Genomic DNA, 13644 nt, shown 5'->3' with positions numbered 1-13644 from the left:
AGCGAAAGGGGCCCGGTCGGTCGACCGGGCCCCTTCCGCATTGCGGCTTCGTACGGCGACGGCTACGCCGTCTTCTGCTCCCCCGAGCCCCGTCCCCGCGAATCCCGCGGGATCAGCGTCGGGTTGACGTTGGAGAGGACCACGTCCGCCGTGATGACGACGCGGGCGACGTCCTTGCGGGACGGGACCTCGTACATCACGCCCTGGAGGACTTCCTCCATGATGGCCCGGAGGCCACGCGCGCCGGTCTGGCGGAGGATGGCCTGGTCGGCGATGGCCTCGAGGGCCTCGCGCTCGAAGTCCAGTTCCACGCCGTCGAGTTCGAAGAGGCGCTCGTACTGCTTGACGAGGGCGTTGCGCGGCTCGACCAGGATCTGGAGGAGCGCCTCGCGGTCGAGGTTGTGAACCGAGGTGATGACCGGGAGCCGGCCGATGAACTCGGGGATCATGCCGAACTTGACCAGGTCCTCCGGCATGACCTGCTCGAACTGGTCCTTGGACTCGATCTCCCGCTTGGAGCGGATCTGCGCGCCGAAGCCGATGCCCTTGGCGCCGGCCCGGCCCTCGATGATCTTCTCCAGGCCCGCGAAGGCGCCGCCCACGATGAACAGCACGTTCGTCGTGTCGATCTGGATGAATTCCTGGTGGGGGTGCTTGCGGCCGCCCTGGGGCGGGACCGAGGCCGTGGTGCCCTCGAGGATCTTCAGCAGGGCCTGCTGGACGCCCTCGCCCGACACGTCCCGCGTGATCGAGGGGTTTTCACTCTTCCGCGCGACCTTGTCGATCTCGTCGATGTAGATGATCCCGGTCTCGGCCTTCTTGACGTCGTAGTCGGCGGCCTGGATCAGCTTGAGCAGGATGTTCTCGACGTCCTCGCCGACGTATCCCGCCTCGGTGAGCGCCGTGGCGTCGGCGATCGCGAACGGGACGTTCAGCATGCGGGCGAGGGTCTGGGCGAGGAGGGTCTTGCCGGAGCCCGTGGGGCCCAGCAGCAGGATGTTGGACTTCGCCAACTCGATGGCGTCCTCGCGGCCTTGGGCGCCGCCGTTCTCGCCGGCCTGGACCCGCTTGTAGTGGTTGTACACCGCGACGGAGAGGGCTTTCTTGGCCGCCTCCTGGCCGACCACGTAGCCCTCGAGGAACTCGTAGATCTCGCGGGGCTTCGGGAGCTCCTCCCAGCGCACCTCGCTGGTCTCGGCGAGCTCTTCCTCGATGATCTCGTTGCAGAGATCGATGCACTCGTCGCAGATGTACACACCGGGCCCTGCGATGAGCTTCTTGACCTGCTTCTGGCTCTTTCCGCAGAACGAGCACTTGAGCAGATCGCCGCCGTCACCGATGCGTGCCACGGTGTGCTTCCCCTTCGCCTGGGAGACTCCTGGACGTCGACGTCACGTCAACCGTCCAGCGGACTCCTGGTGCTGCCTTATGTCGACGGTACCTTGCCGGGCCCCCCGTCCGGGCCCCCCTTGGCACGGTTCGCTTTGACGTGAACCGCGTCAAACCGTGCCAAGGAGCGGCAGACGATACAGCCTCCCGCCTAGCGGAGAGAGGTGTTGTCCATCTTCCGGGTGGTGATGATCTGGTCGATCAGGCCGTAGCTCAGCGCGTCCTCGGCCGTGAGGATCTTGTCGCGCTCGATGTCCTCGCGGATCTTCTCGACCGGCGTGGTGGAGTGCTTGGCCAGCATCTCCTCCAGCTGCGAGCGCATCCGCAGGATCTCGTTGGCGGCGATCTCGAGGTCGGAGACCTGACCGCGGCCGGTCTCGCTGTACGGCTGGTGGATCAGGACGCGGGCGTTCGGCAGCGCCATGCGCTTGCCCGGCGTACCGGCGGCCAGCAGGACGGCCGCGGCCGAGGCGGCCTGGCCCATGCAGACCGTCTGGATGTCCGGCTTCACGTACTGCATCGTGTCGTAGATGGCCGTGAGCGCCGTGAAGGAGCCGCCGGGGCTGTTGATGTAGACCGAGATGTCCCGGTCCGGGTCCATCGACTCCAGGCACAGCAGCTGCGCCATGACGTCGTTCGCCGAGGCGTCGTCGATCTGCACGCCGAGGAAGATCACGCGCTCCTCGAAGAGCTTCGCGTACGGGTCGTACTCCCGCACGCCCTGCGAGGTGCGCTCGACGAAGCGCGGGATGACGTAGCGGGACTCGGCGGTGGGGCCGGTGTACTCGGCACGCGAGCGGTCGTACAGGCCGCTGCCGGGGAAGTCGTTCACAGTGTCTCCTGGGAGGGGGCTGAGGCGGTCGGCTGAGGGTGGCTGGGGGCGCGCTGGGGCCCCGGCCGGGGCCCGCAGAGGGCTCTCAGGCCCCGGTGCCGCCGCCGCCCGGCATGCCGGCGGCCGTGGCGATGACGTCGTCGATGAGGCCGTACTCCTTGGCCTCGAAGGCGTCGAACCAGCGGTCGCGGTCCGAGTCGCGGGTGATCTGCTCGACCGTCTGGCCGGTGTGCTGAGAGGTGAGCTCGGCCATGCGCTTCTTGGTGTGCAGCAGCCGCTCGGCGTGGATCTTGATGTCCGAGGCCGAGCCGGCCAGGCCGGCGGAGGGCTGGTGGATCAGGATCTCGGCGTTCGGCAGCGCGAAGCGCTTGCCCGGGGTGCCCGCGCTGAGCAGGAACTGACCCATCGAGGCCGCGAGGCCCATGGCGATGGTCACCACGTCGTTCTTGATGTACTGCATGGTGTCGTAGATCGCCATGCCCGCCGTGATCGAACCGCCCGGGCTGTTGATGTACAGGAAGATGTCCTTGTCCGGGTCGGAGGCAAGGAGCAGCAGCTGTGCGGTGATCTTGTTGGCAATGTCGTCGTCGACCGGCTGGCCGAGGAAGATGATCCGCTCGCCGAGCAGCCGGTTGTAGACCTGGTCGCCGAGGCCACCACCGATGGAGGGCTCGCCGGCGGCGGAGGGCATCAGATTCGTCACGTATCCACCTGCTCGTCTTACGACGGCGCCGGGCCGTCTCACGTTTCCCTGCGGGGCTGGAGCCGCTTTCGGGGACTCCCCTGCCCTCGTATTCATGGACCCTAACGCGCAGGGCCTGCGGCGCCATCCCGGTTCTGCGGGTGTTCGCCGGGGGCGTAGCGCGGAGGGCTCCGCCGGGTGAGCGGGACGCGGCTCGCCGTCCAGATTCCCGTGCACGGGCGGCTGCGGGTGGTCCGTGGCTCGTCGCGCAGTTCCCCGCGCCCCTTGGCCGGCTGCCCGGCCGTATGACGAACGGGCCCCGGCACTGGTGTCCGGGGCCCGTTCTGCGTCCGTCCAGGAGACGCGAGGGGATCAGCCCTCGGTCTTCTCCTCGGCCTTGTCGGCGTCGGTCTCGGTGGGCTCGGCGGTGGCCTCGGCGGCCTCCGTCTCGTCCTCCTCGTCCTCCAGGTCGACGATCTCGCCGTTGGTGTCCTTGACCGTGGCCTTCTCGACCACGGCGGCCAGGGCCTTGCCGCGGGCGACCTCGCCGACGAGGAGCGGGACCTGGCCCTGCTCGACGACGGCCTGGGCGAACTGGTCGGGGGACATGCCGGAGGAGGCGGCGCGGCGCATGAGGTGCTCGGTGAGCTCCTCCTGGCTGACGTTGAGCTTCTCCTGCTTGACCAGCTCGTCGAGGACGAACTGGGTCTTGATGCCCTTGACCGCGGCCTCGCGGGTCTCGGTGTCGAACTCCTCGGCGGTCTTGCCCTGGATCTCGAGGTACTTCTCGAGGTCGAGACCCATCTGGCCGAGCTGGTGGTGCTCGAGGTTGTGCTTACGGGTGTTGATCTCGTCCTCGAGGAGCTTCTCGGGGACCGGGACCTCGACCAGCTCGAGCAGCTTGTCCAGGACGCGCTCCTGGGCCTGCGTGGCCTGGTCGTACTGCTTCATGTTGGCGAGGCGCTTGCGGCTGTCGGCGCGCAGCTCCTCCAGGGTGTCGAACTCCGACGCGAGCTGCGCGAAGTCGTCGTCCAGCTCGGGCAGCTCACGCTTGGCGACCTGGGTGACCTTGACGGTGACCTCGGCCTCCTGGCCGGCCGCCGAGCCGCCCTTGAGCTCGGAGGTGAAGGTGGCCTCGCCACCGGCCTCCAGGCCCTTCACGGCGTCGTCGATGCCGTCCAGCAGCTCGCCGGAGCCGATGGTGTAGGAGACGCCGTCGGCGACGCCGTCCTCGAGGACCTCGCCGTCGACCTTGGCCTGCAGGTCGATGGTGACGACGTCGCCGTCCTCGGCGGCGCGCTCCACCGGGGAGGTGGAGGCGAAGCGCTCACGCAGCTGCTCCACCGACTTCTCGACGTCCTCGTCGCTGACCTCGACGGCGTCGACCTCGACCTCGATGCCGGAGTAGTCCGGGATCTCGATGGTCGGGCGGATGTCGACCTCGGCGGTGAAGTTCAGCGTCTCGCCGTCCTTCAGCTCCGTGATGTCGACCTCGGGCTGGCCGAGCGGGTTCAGCTCGGCCTCGTTGACCGCGTCGGTGTAGAACTTGGGAAGCGCGTCGTTGACCGCCTCCTCCAGAACCGCACCGCGGCCGAACCGCTGGTCGATGACCCGGGCCGGGATCTTGCCCTTGCGGAAGCCCTTCACCGTGACCTGCTGGTTGATCTTCTTGTACGCCGCGTCGAGGCTGTCCTTGAGCTCCTCGAAGGGCACCTCGACAGTGAGCCGAACCCGGGTCGGGTTCAGGGTCTCCACGGCGCTCTTCACGGTTCGGTCTCCTTGGTGGCTGACTTCTTGGGTTCTGCCGGGGCCAGCGAGGCGTCCGGCGGATTTCGCCGCCCGGAGACTTCAGACTCTGAGACACACGGGCGTGCAGCTTGCATAGTAACGGCAGCGACTACACGGCCCAAAAGGCGATCTTGCGAATCGCCGGTGGCCGGCCGTGACGGCGGCACGGCGGCGTCCCGTGGATGGTCGGGGTGGCGGGATTTGAACCCACGGCCTTCCGCTCCCAAAGCGGACGCGCTACCAAGCTGCGCCACACCCCGTCTGGTGCGACACGTAGGGTACATGCAGCCAGGCACCAAGGACCGCCCGGTTTCCCGAGCGCCGCGCGGTCGGGGCACGGAGGGGAAGGGGTGTGCGGTGAGGGCGCACGACCCGCTACGATGCCTGCAGTGCCGCGGTCACCGACCTGCGGTGCGCGCTGTGCGGGCGTAGCTCAATGGTAGAGCCCTAGTCTTCCAAACTAGCTACGCGGGTTCGATTCCCGTCGCCCGCTCCGAGAGGCCTCCGGCCCGGTTCCGTCAAGGGATCGGGCCGGAGGCCTTTGTGCGCCTCCCGGGGCGGGCGGCGCCCCTAGAACTGGATCGAGTTGATCGTCCTAGCTATCGAGTCCAGGAAGCGCTGGATGTCGTCGGCCATGCCGGTCGAGGCCAGGAAGAAGCCGAAGAGGACCGCGACGATCGCCGGGCCCGCCTTGATGGAGCCCCCTCGCAGCAGCACCACCAGGATGATCGCCAACAGCAGCACCACTGACAGTGAAATGGCCACAACTGATCACACCCCAGATCGGTCCGCTCTCCCGGCCCGGGGGTGCGGCCCGGCACACCCCCGCCAGAACCATCGTGCCACCAACCGGGCCCCGTCATGCGGCAGGTGACACATCGTCCGGCCGGCTTCAGGGGTGACGCACTTCCCCGCGCGCGCGGACATATCCCCTTTTCGCGCCCCGCACATAAATTCGAGAGGGCACCCCTGCGGGGAATTCCAGCCGTTTCGTTTCCATGTCCACACAACGCGTTCGCAGGTATTTCGAATTGTCGTGGCAGACACATCCGCAGACACGCAGCAGGTGCATCACAGGGAGATCACAGAGTCGGCAACGGAGCCCCTAAGGCCATTGAAGGGGACATAGCAGTGGAGTCGCCCGCCGCGCTTATGCATGGTTTAGTCATGATGAGTCAGGACAAGTCGGGCGGTAGGGGTGGCGGCCGTCACGCAGGTGGAGAAGGCATGCTTTTCGAAAAGCCGGGCATGGGCATGGCCCAGGACAAGCGTCCAGGACAGCAAATGCAGGAATGACTTCGAGGGTTTTACGGATTCACACGGAGAACGCTAGGGTGCCTCAGATGTTCTACGCTGCCCCGTCCCCCACCAGAGCAGTGAACGGCGCCCGGAAGGCGTCGCCGCCGCCGGATCAGCAGACACAGCCGCCCCGCCGGCGTGACGCGTTCTTCGACAACGCCAAGTACCTGGCGATCGTGCTGGTCGGCCTGGGACACGCCTGGGGTCAGATCCTGGACGGCAATCCGACCGTGGAGACCCTGTACCGGGTCCTGTACACCTTCCACATGCCGGCGTTCATCATCATCTCCGGCTACTTCTCGCGCAGCTTCGACCTCAGTCCGCAGCGCGTCAAGCGGCTGATCACCGGTGTCGCCGTCCCCTACCTCGTCTTCGAGGTCGCCTACGCGCTGCACCGCCGCTTCAGCGAGGACCCGGGCAACGACCTCAGCCTGCTGGACCCCACGTACCTCCTGTGGTTCCTGTGCGCGCTGTTCGTCTGGCGGTTGACCACCCCGATCTGGAAGACGGTCCGTTGGCCGCTGCCGATCGCCCTGGGCATCGCGGCGCTGGCCTCCATGACGCCCACGATCGGGGACGATCTGAACATGCAGCGGGTGCTGCAGTTCCTGCCGTGCTTCGTGCTGGGTCTGCTGCTGCGGCCCGAACACTTCCGGCTGGTGCGGCGCCGCTCGGTGCGGATCCTGTCCGTGCCGGTCGTCGCGGCCGCGGTGGCCGCCGCCTGGTGGTCACTGCCGCGCATGGAGACCGCCTGGTTCTACCGCAACGCCGCGGCGCAGGACGGGGGCGCCCCCTGGTGGTCCGGGCCGGTCCTGACGCTCGCGCTCTTCGGCTGCTCGGTGGTGCTGACGGCGTGCTTCTTCGCCTGGGTGCCGGGCCGGCGCATGTGGTTCACGGCGCTCGGCGCGGGCACGATCTACGGCTACCTGCTGCACGGCTTCCTGGTGAAGGAGGGCACGTACGCGGGCTGGTTCGACGAGCCGGTGCTGCAACAGCCGCTCGGTGAGATCGGGTTGACCGTGCTCGGGGCCGTCGTCATCACGCTGCTGTGCACCAGGCCCGTCCAGCGGGTCCTGCGGTGCGTGGTGGAGCCGCGGATGGACTGGGCCTTCAAGCGGGACGCGGGCGAGGCGGCCCGGGACCGCGAGCGGCAGGAGAAGGCCGAGGCTCAGCCGGCCGGGGGACGCGCGACGCGTGCGTCGAGCGAGTCCGGCGAGAAGGTCTCCGTCTAGCCGGACACGGCCGGATCGTCCCTGCCGGCCGGGCACTGGCCGTCCGGGCACTGGCCGTCCGGGCCGGGCTGATCGTCCAGACCGAGAAGTGCGCGCATCCGTGCGTACTTCTCGGTCAGTCGTGTGCGGGTGGCCGCGTCGAGGACCGCGAGCCGCGCCGGGTCCGCGTTGTGCGCCAGGTCCGCCTCCTTGACCAGGCGCGCGCCGGGCGTGGCGAGGATGCGTGCGGCGTACGCCTCGGGCGGCTCCCCGGTCCGCTTGGTGAGGGCGTCGACGATGTCCTTGGTACGGCGGCTCAGCGCGGCCTCGCGCAGCCAGTCCTCGGAGAGCGCGTCGTCCTCGACGGCGTCGTGCAGCCAGGCCGCCGCGATCTGCTCGTCGTCCCCGCCGCGTCGGCGCACGCCCTCGGCGACGGCCCGCAGGTGTTCGGCGTACGGCCGTCCCGCCTTGTCGGTCTGGCCCGCGTGGGCGGCACGGGCGGTGGCCTCGACCTCGGCCGGGGAGAGCCGGGGGGCGGGCGGCGGTGTGGGCCGCGGGGAAGCGGGTGCTGTGGTGTCGGACACGCCGTCCAGTGTGTCAGTGCGCGGCCGTGCGGGACTCGGGCGCCGCGCCCTGGGCCGGCAGGCTCTGGGCCGTCGGGCCCTCCCGGCAGATCAGCAGGAGCGCCCGGTCGTCGTTGACGTCCTTGGCGACCGCCTCGATCAGGTGCCAGGCGGCGCCGTGGAAGCCACCGGCGACATAGCGGTCGGCCTCGCCGGTGAGGCGGTCGATGCCCTCGGCGATGTCGCGGTCCGAGGTCTCCACCAGACCGTCCGTGAAGAGCATCAACACGTCTCCGGGGCGCAGCGAGCCCTTCACGGGGTCGAACTGCGCGCCGTCGTAGACGCCCAGCAGCGGGCCCTCGGCCGACTTCTCCTCCCAGCGGCCGGTGCCCGCGCTGAGCTGGAGGCCCGGCGGGTGGCCGGCGGAGTAGAGCTCGTAGTCGCCGGAGTCGAGCTCCAGGACGAGGTGGATGGAGGTGGCGAAGCCCTCGTCCCAGTCCTGGCGGAGCAGGTAGCCGTTGGCGGCCGGCAGGAAGGCGTGCGGGGGCAGGCTGCCCAGCAGTCCGCCGAACGCGCCCGACAGCAGCAGGGCGCGCGAGCCCGCGTCCATGCCCTTGCCGGAGACGTCGGTGAGGACCACCTCCAGGGTCCGGCCGCCGTTCGTGCGGGCCGCGACCACGAAGTCGCCGGAGAAGGACTGGCCGCCGGCCGGGCGCAGGGCCATCTCCCGGTGCCAGCCCGGCGGCAGGCCCGGCAGCTTGCTCTGGACCCGGATGCGTTCGCGCAGGTCGAAGAGCATCGTGCCGCCGCGCCGCCAGGGCACGCCGACCCGGCTGCGGAACTGGGCGACCAGCAGCCCGAAGAAGCCGCAGGCCGCGACGACCAGGACCACGCCGGGGGTGACCCGGGAGGGGCCCTCGGTGTAGGGGCCCAGCTGCACCGACTCCACGATCAGCGCGGTGGCCGCCGCCGCGTACAGGCCGAGCAGGCTCGCCGGGCGCAGCAGCAGGCCGCCGGCGACGATCGGCAGGACCAGCGCGGCCGGTGAGCACCACACGGAATTCGCCATGGTGGTGGCCGCGATGACGGGGATCATCAGCAGCAGTCCGGCCAGGGCGATCCAGTCGGAGCCGTCGCCGCGGAAGTAGTCGACGGCGGATCTGCGCACGCCGACGCGGGCCCGGTGCCACTGCTTCTTCCACCGGGCCGGGAACGTCTCGGCTTCCGCGCGCCGCTGTCGTTCTGCTGCCATTAGTCCGGGACCCTATCCATCGGACCGGCCGCTTGGCACGGGAGGTCCCACTTGTCCCCCGTCCGAGGCCGGCCCTGACAGTGAACTTCACGAGCGGACGCGGCGCCGCAACCTGGCGGAAATTCCCTCGCCTGTTCCGGCACGGCCCTGGTACGCATGCAGCATGGGCAACAACGGCGACCAGGTGACCGAGCTGCGGGTACTGCGGCGGGACGAGTGGAAGACGTGGTACGGGACGTTGATCCGTGCCTTCAGCGGGGTGCCGGAGTCGGCCGAGGAGATGGAGCTGTACGACGCCCTGACCGAGGTCGACCGCTCGATCGGCGTCTGGGAGGGCGGTGAGTGCGTCGGGACGGCGGGGGCGTTCAGCTTCCGCGTGACCGTGCCCGGCGGCGCCGAGGTGCCCGCGGCGGGGGTGACGATGGTGTCCGTCGCGGCCACGCACCGGCGGCGGGGTGTGCTGACGTCGATGATGCGACGGCAGTTGGACGACGTACGGTCCTGGGGTGAGCCGCTGGCCCTGCTGACGGCGTCGGAACCGGCGATCTACGGCCGGTTCGGGTACGGCGCCGCGACCTTCCAGCTGAACGCCGAGATCGACACGTCCCGGGTCCGGCTGTCCGTGCCGGACGGCACGGATGACGTACGGCTGCGGTACGCGGCGCCCGCGGACGTCCTCGACGCGTGCGAGGCGGTGTACGCGCGGCTGGTGCCCGGGCGGCCCGGGATGCTGGCCCGGCGGCCCGGCTGGGAGCGGCTGGGGCTGCTGGACCCGGAGAGCGGACGGGAGGGGGCGTCGCCGCTGCAGTGCGTGGTCGCCCGGCGGGACGGCGCGGTGACGGGGTTCGCGCGGTTCCGGGTGCGGCCGTCCTGGGGGCCCGGGGGGCCGGACGGCACGGTGGTGCTGGACGAGCTGGCCGGGCTGGACGCGGCGACGGAGGCGGCGCTGTGGCGCTTCCTGTTCGACGTCGACCTGACGACGACGGTGACCGCGAACGGGCGGCCGGTCGACGAGGCGTGGCAGTACCAGGTCTCCGACATCCGGCGGTGCCGGCCGACGCTGCGGGACGCGCTGTACGTACGGCTGGTGGATCTGGAGGCCGCGCTGACGGCGCGGACCTACCAGTCGCCGGTGAACGTCGTGTTCGAGGTCGAGGACGCGTTCTGCCCCTGGAACGCGGGGCGTTGGCGGCTGACCGGGGACGCGAAGGGGGCGTCCTGCGAGCGTACGACCGATGCGGCGGATCTCGCCCTGTCCGTACGGGAGTTGGGGGCGGCGTATCTCGGCGGCGTGAGCCTGGCTTCGCTGGGCGCGGCCGGGCGGGTGCGGGAGGTGCGGCCGGGGGCGCTGGCGGAGGCGTCGGCGGGGTTCGGGTCGGACGTCGCGCCGTGGTTGCCGCACGGGTTCTGACGGGTTCTGCTGTTTCCCTGTCGCGTTCCCGTCGCTTTCCTGCCGCTGCCGGTGCCCTCTACCGCTTCTGGCAGGCCGGGCACCAGAAGAGGTTGCGGGCGGCGAGGTCCGCGGTGCGGACGGGCTCGCCGCACAGGTGGCAGGGCTGGTTGGCCCGGCGGTAGACGTAGACCTCGCCGCCGTGGTCGTCGACGCGGGGCGGGCGGCCCATGGCCTCGGGGGTGTGCTCCGGGCGGACGGTGTCGATGCGGTTGTTGCGCACGCCCTCGCGCATGAGGCCGGTGAGGTCCTGCCAGATCGCGTCCCACTCGGCGCGGGTGATGTCCTTGCCGGGGCGGTACGGGTCGATGCCGTGGCGGAAGAGGACCTCGGCGCGGTAGACGTTGCCGACGCCGGCGATGACCTTCTGGTCCATGAGCAGGGCGGCGACGGTGGTGCGGCTGCGGGAGACGCGGCGGTACGCGGCCTCCGGGTCGGCGTCCGGGCGCAGGGGGTCGGGCCCGAGGCGGTCGTGTATCGCCTGCTTCTCGGGGTCCGTGATCAGGGCGCAGGTGGTGGGGCCGCGGAGGTCGACGTACGCGCTCTCGTTCACGAGGCGGAGGCGGACGGTGTCCGTGGGTGGGGGCGCGGGGGCCGGTCCGAAGGTGACCTTGCCGAAGAGGCCGAGGTGGATGTGGACCCAGCCGGTGCCGCGGAAGCCGAGGAAGAGGTGCTTGCCGTGGGCGTCGGCGCTGTCCAGGACGGTGCCGTCGAGGAGCGCCGCCGCGTCGGCGAACTTGCCCTGGGGGCTGCTGACCCGGACGGCCGAGCGGGCGAAGGCCGCGGTGTGGTCCTGGGCCAGCCTGTGGATCGTGTGCCCCTCTGGCACGGACGTCCTTCCTTCCTCACCGGTCCGGGCACCGGCAGGGGCCGGCCCCCGGCGCGCGTGGCGCGCGGGGAGCGGCCCCGGGTGTCGTGACTACTGCTGGTGACTACTGCTGCGGATGGTGCGGGGGGATGGGCGGGAGGTCGCCGGTCGTCTCGTAGGACGTGAGCATGTCGATGCGGCGGATGTGGCGCTCGTCGCCGGAGAACGGGGTGGCGAGGAAGGTCTCGACGAACTTCGTCGCCTCGTCCTGCGTGTGCATGCGGGCGCCGACCGCGACGACGTTGGCGTTGTTGTGCTGGCGGCCCAGCGCCGCCGTCTCCTCGCTCCAGGCCAGGGCCGCCCGGACGCCCTTCACCTTGTTCGCCGCGATCTGCTCGCCGTTGCCGGAGCCGCCGATCACGATGCCGAGGGCGCCCTCGTCCGCGGCCGTCCGCTCGGCGGCGCGGAGGCAGAAGGGCGGGTAGTCGTCCTGGGCGTCGTAGATGTGCGGGCCGCAGTCGACGGGCTCGTGGCCCGCCGCCTCGAGCCACTCGACGAGGTGGTTCTTGAGTTCGTAGCCCGCATGGTCGGAGCCGAGATACACGCGCATGGGTCGAGTGTGACACGCGCGGCGCGGGGCAGCAGTGCCGGGTGTCACGTCGGAATAAGCGTGATCCATCTAACAGAACCTCAGGGAAACCTCAAGTAACGATCCGGAATCAAAGGTTCCTGATTCGGCCCACCTCCGTTTCACTGGTCCGGCTCGTACACCGCTCGTACGGGACACGGCTCAACCGGCACAAAGGAAGACCTCCCCATGACCTCGCAGCCGACCATGACCAAGGCCGAAAGCGGTCCCGCACGTCCCGGAGAACCCGGGTCCGGGCTGCAGGCCGGACTCAAGAACCGCCATCTCTCCATGATCGCCATCGGCGGTGTCATCGGAGCCGGCCTCTTCGTGGGCTCCAGCTCCGGGATCGCGACCGCCGGCCCCGGGATCCTCCTGTCGTACGCCCTCGTCGGCACCCTCGTGGTGCTCGTGATGCGGATGCTCGGCGAGATGTCCGCCGCCAATCCGACGTCCGGTTCGTTCTCCGCGCACGCCGACCGCGCGCTCGGGCCCTGGGCCGGGTTCTCCATCGGCTGGCTCTACTGGTTCTTCTGGGTCGTCGTCCTCGCCGTGGAGGCGACCGCCGGCGCCGCCATCCTCGAAGGGTGGATACCGGCCGTGCCCCAGTGGGGCTGGGCCCTCATCGTGATGGTGGTGCTGACCGCCACCAACCTCGCCTCGGTCGGCTCCTACGGCGAGTTCGAGTTCTGGTTCGCCGGGATCAAGGTCGTCGCCATCGCCGCGTTCATCGTCGTCGGCGGGCTGGCCGTCTTCGGGCTGCTGCCCGGCGTCGACAGCGACCAGGCGGGCCTCGCCAACCTGACGGAGCACGGCGGGTTCCTGCCGAACGGGGCCGGGGCGATCCTCACCGGCGTGCTGCTCGTCGTCTTCTCCTTCATGGGCAGCGAGATCCCCACACTGGCCGCCGGCGAGTCCGAGGACCCGCAGCGGGCCGTCACCAAGGCGACCAACAGCATCATCTGGCGTATCGCCGTCTTCTACCTGGGTTCGATCTTCGTCGTGATCGCGCTGCTGCCGTGGGACTCGCAGTCGATCATCGACAAGGGCTCCTACGTGGCCGCCCTCGACTCCCTCGGGATCGCGAACGCCGGTCAGATCATGAACTTCATCGTGCTGACGTCGGTGCTGTCCTGCCTCAACTCCGGGCTGTACACGGCCTCCCGCATGGCCTTCTCCCTCGGTCAGCGCGGTGACGCGCCCAAGGCGTTCGCCCGCACCACCGGCCGCGGTGTGCCCCGGACGGCGATCCTCGTGTCCGTGGTGTTCGGCTTCGTCGCCGTCTTCTTCAACTACAAGTTCCCCGACTCCGTCTTCCTCTTCCTGGTCAACTCCTCGGGCGCCGTGGCCCTCTTCGTCTGGCTGGTGATCTGCTTCTCGCAGCTGCGCATGCGGAAGATCATCCAGGCCGAGGCTCCGGACAAGCTGGTCGTGCGGATGTGGCTGTACCCGTACCTGACCTGGGCGGCCGCCGCCGTGATCGTCTTCGTGCTGGGCTACATGCTGACCGACACCGAGCACAACGGACGCACGACCGTGCTGCTGTCGCTGCTCGTCGCGGCGATCGTCGTCGCCGTCGCCGTCGTCAAGCAGAAGGTCGCGGGCGGGCGTCCGGCGGTCGCCGAGGCCGCCGCGGCCGACCGGGCGGACTCAGCGCCCAAGCGCTGACGGCGACTGCCACGCAAAAGGCTCGCCGGGTCGTACCACGACCCGGCGAGCCTTTTCGCGTGAACCTTCGGCGC

At 69.9% G+C, this 13644-nt stretch carries 12 protein-coding genes and 2 tRNA genes; 4 read left to right on the top strand and 10 right to left on the bottom strand.

Translation table 11 applies throughout. The annotated features are described in order from the left end of the window. Nucleotides 1-62: 62 nt before the first annotated feature. From clpX to ACIGO6_RS02015, 5 genes are all read right to left on the bottom strand, one after another. A complete protein-coding gene (gene clpX / locus ACIGO6_RS02035) occupies nt 63-1349 on the bottom strand; it encodes an ATP-dependent Clp protease ATP-binding subunit ClpX (RefSeq protein WP_122620118.1) in 1287 nt (428 codons plus the stop codon). Between the two features lie 191 nt (nt 1350-1540). Then, nucleotides 1541-2221, bottom strand: coding sequence for an ATP-dependent Clp protease proteolytic subunit (locus ACIGO6_RS02030; RefSeq protein ID WP_399870024.1), 681 nt, complete (start codon nt 2219-2221; stop codon nt 1541-1543). A gap of 85 nt (nt 2222-2306) precedes the next feature. Beyond that, the gene (locus tag ACIGO6_RS02025; protein ID WP_030399935.1) at nt 2307-2912 is read right to left on the bottom strand and encodes an ATP-dependent Clp protease proteolytic subunit; all 606 of its coding nucleotides are present in this window, start codon (nt 2910-2912) and stop codon (nt 2307-2309) included. 363 nt (nt 2913-3275) lie between these two features. Next, a complete protein-coding gene (gene tig / locus ACIGO6_RS02020) occupies nt 3276-4670 on the bottom strand; it encodes a trigger factor (protein ID WP_399870022.1) in 1395 nt (464 codons plus the stop codon). A gap of 204 nt (nt 4671-4874) precedes the next feature. Next, nucleotides 4875-4951, bottom strand: a tRNA-Pro gene (locus ACIGO6_RS02015). Nucleotides 4952-5113: 162 nt separating this feature from the next. Between ACIGO6_RS02015 and ACIGO6_RS02010 the strand changes: the two genes are divergently transcribed. Continuing rightward, nucleotides 5114-5184 (top strand) — tRNA-Gly (locus ACIGO6_RS02010). A 77-nt stretch (nt 5185-5261) separates the two neighbouring features. On the opposite strand, the gene ACIGO6_RS02005 is transcribed toward ACIGO6_RS02010, so the two are convergent. Then, complete coding sequence (locus tag ACIGO6_RS02005) at nt 5262-5456, bottom strand: hypothetical protein (protein ID WP_399870020.1); 195 nt, start codon at nt 5454-5456, stop codon at nt 5262-5264. A 578-nt stretch (nt 5457-6034) separates the two neighbouring features. On the opposite strand from ACIGO6_RS02005, the gene ACIGO6_RS02000 reads away from it, so the two are divergent. Beyond that, a complete protein-coding gene (locus ACIGO6_RS02000) occupies nt 6035-7222 on the top strand; it encodes an acyltransferase family protein (RefSeq protein WP_399870018.1) in 1188 nt (395 codons plus the stop codon). Here the strand turns inward: ACIGO6_RS02000 and ACIGO6_RS01995 are convergent. Together ACIGO6_RS01995 and ACIGO6_RS01990 are read right to left on the bottom strand one after the other, a co-directional pair. Continuing rightward, nucleotides 7219-7785: an HD domain-containing protein gene (locus ACIGO6_RS01995; RefSeq protein WP_399870017.1), complete on the bottom strand. Its 567-nt coding sequence runs from the start codon at nt 7783-7785 to the stop codon at nt 7219-7221. The genes ACIGO6_RS02000 and ACIGO6_RS01995 overlap by 4 nt on opposite strands. A 13-nt stretch (nt 7786-7798) precedes the next feature. Then, complete coding sequence (locus tag ACIGO6_RS01990) at nt 7799-9016, bottom strand: PP2C family protein-serine/threonine phosphatase (protein ID WP_399870015.1); 1218 nt, start codon at nt 9014-9016, stop codon at nt 7799-7801. Between the two features lie 163 nt (nt 9017-9179). On the opposite strand from ACIGO6_RS01990, the gene ACIGO6_RS01985 reads away from it, so the two are divergent. After that, nucleotides 9180-10427 (top strand): GNAT family N-acetyltransferase, encoded by a 1248-nt coding sequence (locus ACIGO6_RS01985; protein WP_399870013.1) that lies wholly within the window; start codon nt 9180-9182, stop codon nt 10425-10427. 58 nt (nt 10428-10485) lie between these two features. Here ACIGO6_RS01985 and ACIGO6_RS01980 read toward each other — a convergent pair whose 3' ends face one another. Together ACIGO6_RS01980 and ACIGO6_RS01975 are read right to left on the bottom strand one after the other, a co-directional pair. Next, nucleotides 10486-11295, bottom strand: a complete 810-nt coding sequence (locus tag ACIGO6_RS01980; protein WP_399870012.1) for an Fpg/Nei family DNA glycosylase — start codon at nt 11293-11295, stop codon at nt 10486-10488. A gap of 103 nt (nt 11296-11398) precedes the next feature. Further along, complete coding sequence (locus ACIGO6_RS01975) at nt 11399-11884, bottom strand: ribose-5-phosphate isomerase (protein ID WP_399870010.1); 486 nt, start codon at nt 11882-11884, stop codon at nt 11399-11401. 207 nt (nt 11885-12091) lie between these two features. Here ACIGO6_RS01975 and ACIGO6_RS01970 point away from each other — a divergent pair, with 207 nt between their 5' ends. Further along, nucleotides 12092-13570: an amino acid permease gene (locus ACIGO6_RS01970; RefSeq protein WP_399870008.1), complete on the top strand. Its 1479-nt coding sequence runs from the start codon at nt 12092-12094 to the stop codon at nt 13568-13570. Nucleotides 13571-13644: the final 74 nt, after the last annotated feature.

The sequence above is a fragment of the Streptomyces sp. NPDC053750 genome, assembly GCF_044544295.1.
GTDB lineage: Bacteria > Actinomycetota > Actinomycetes > Streptomycetales > Streptomycetaceae > Streptomyces.
The sequence above is the reverse complement of the archived record's forward strand: the minus strand, read 5'-3'. Positions and strand labels throughout refer to the sequence as shown.

Excerpts from the sequence above, each read along its gene's own strand:
- ACIGO6_RS01975 (WP_399870010.1), bottom strand. The coding sequence starts at position 11,884 with ATGCGCGTGTATCTCGGCTCCGACCATGCGGGCTACGAACTCAAGAAC.
- ACIGO6_RS02000 (WP_399870018.1), top strand. The coding sequence starts at position 6,035 with ATGTTCTACGCTGCCCCGTCCCCCACCAGAGCAGTGAACGGCGCCCGG.
- ACIGO6_RS01985 (WP_399870013.1), top strand. The coding sequence starts at position 9,180 with ATGGGCAACAACGGCGACCAGGTGACCGAGCTGCGGGTACTGCGGCGG.
- ACIGO6_RS01970 (WP_399870008.1), top strand. The coding sequence starts at position 12,092 with ATGACCTCGCAGCCGACCATGACCAAGGCCGAAAGCGGTCCCGCACGT.
- ACIGO6_RS02025 (WP_030399935.1), bottom strand. The coding sequence starts at position 2,912 with ATGCCCTCCGCCGCCGGCGAGCCCTCCATCGGTGGTGGCCTCGGCGAC.
- ACIGO6_RS01990 (WP_399870015.1), bottom strand. The coding sequence starts at position 9,016 with ATGGCAGCAGAACGACAGCGGCGCGCGGAAGCCGAGACGTTCCCGGCC.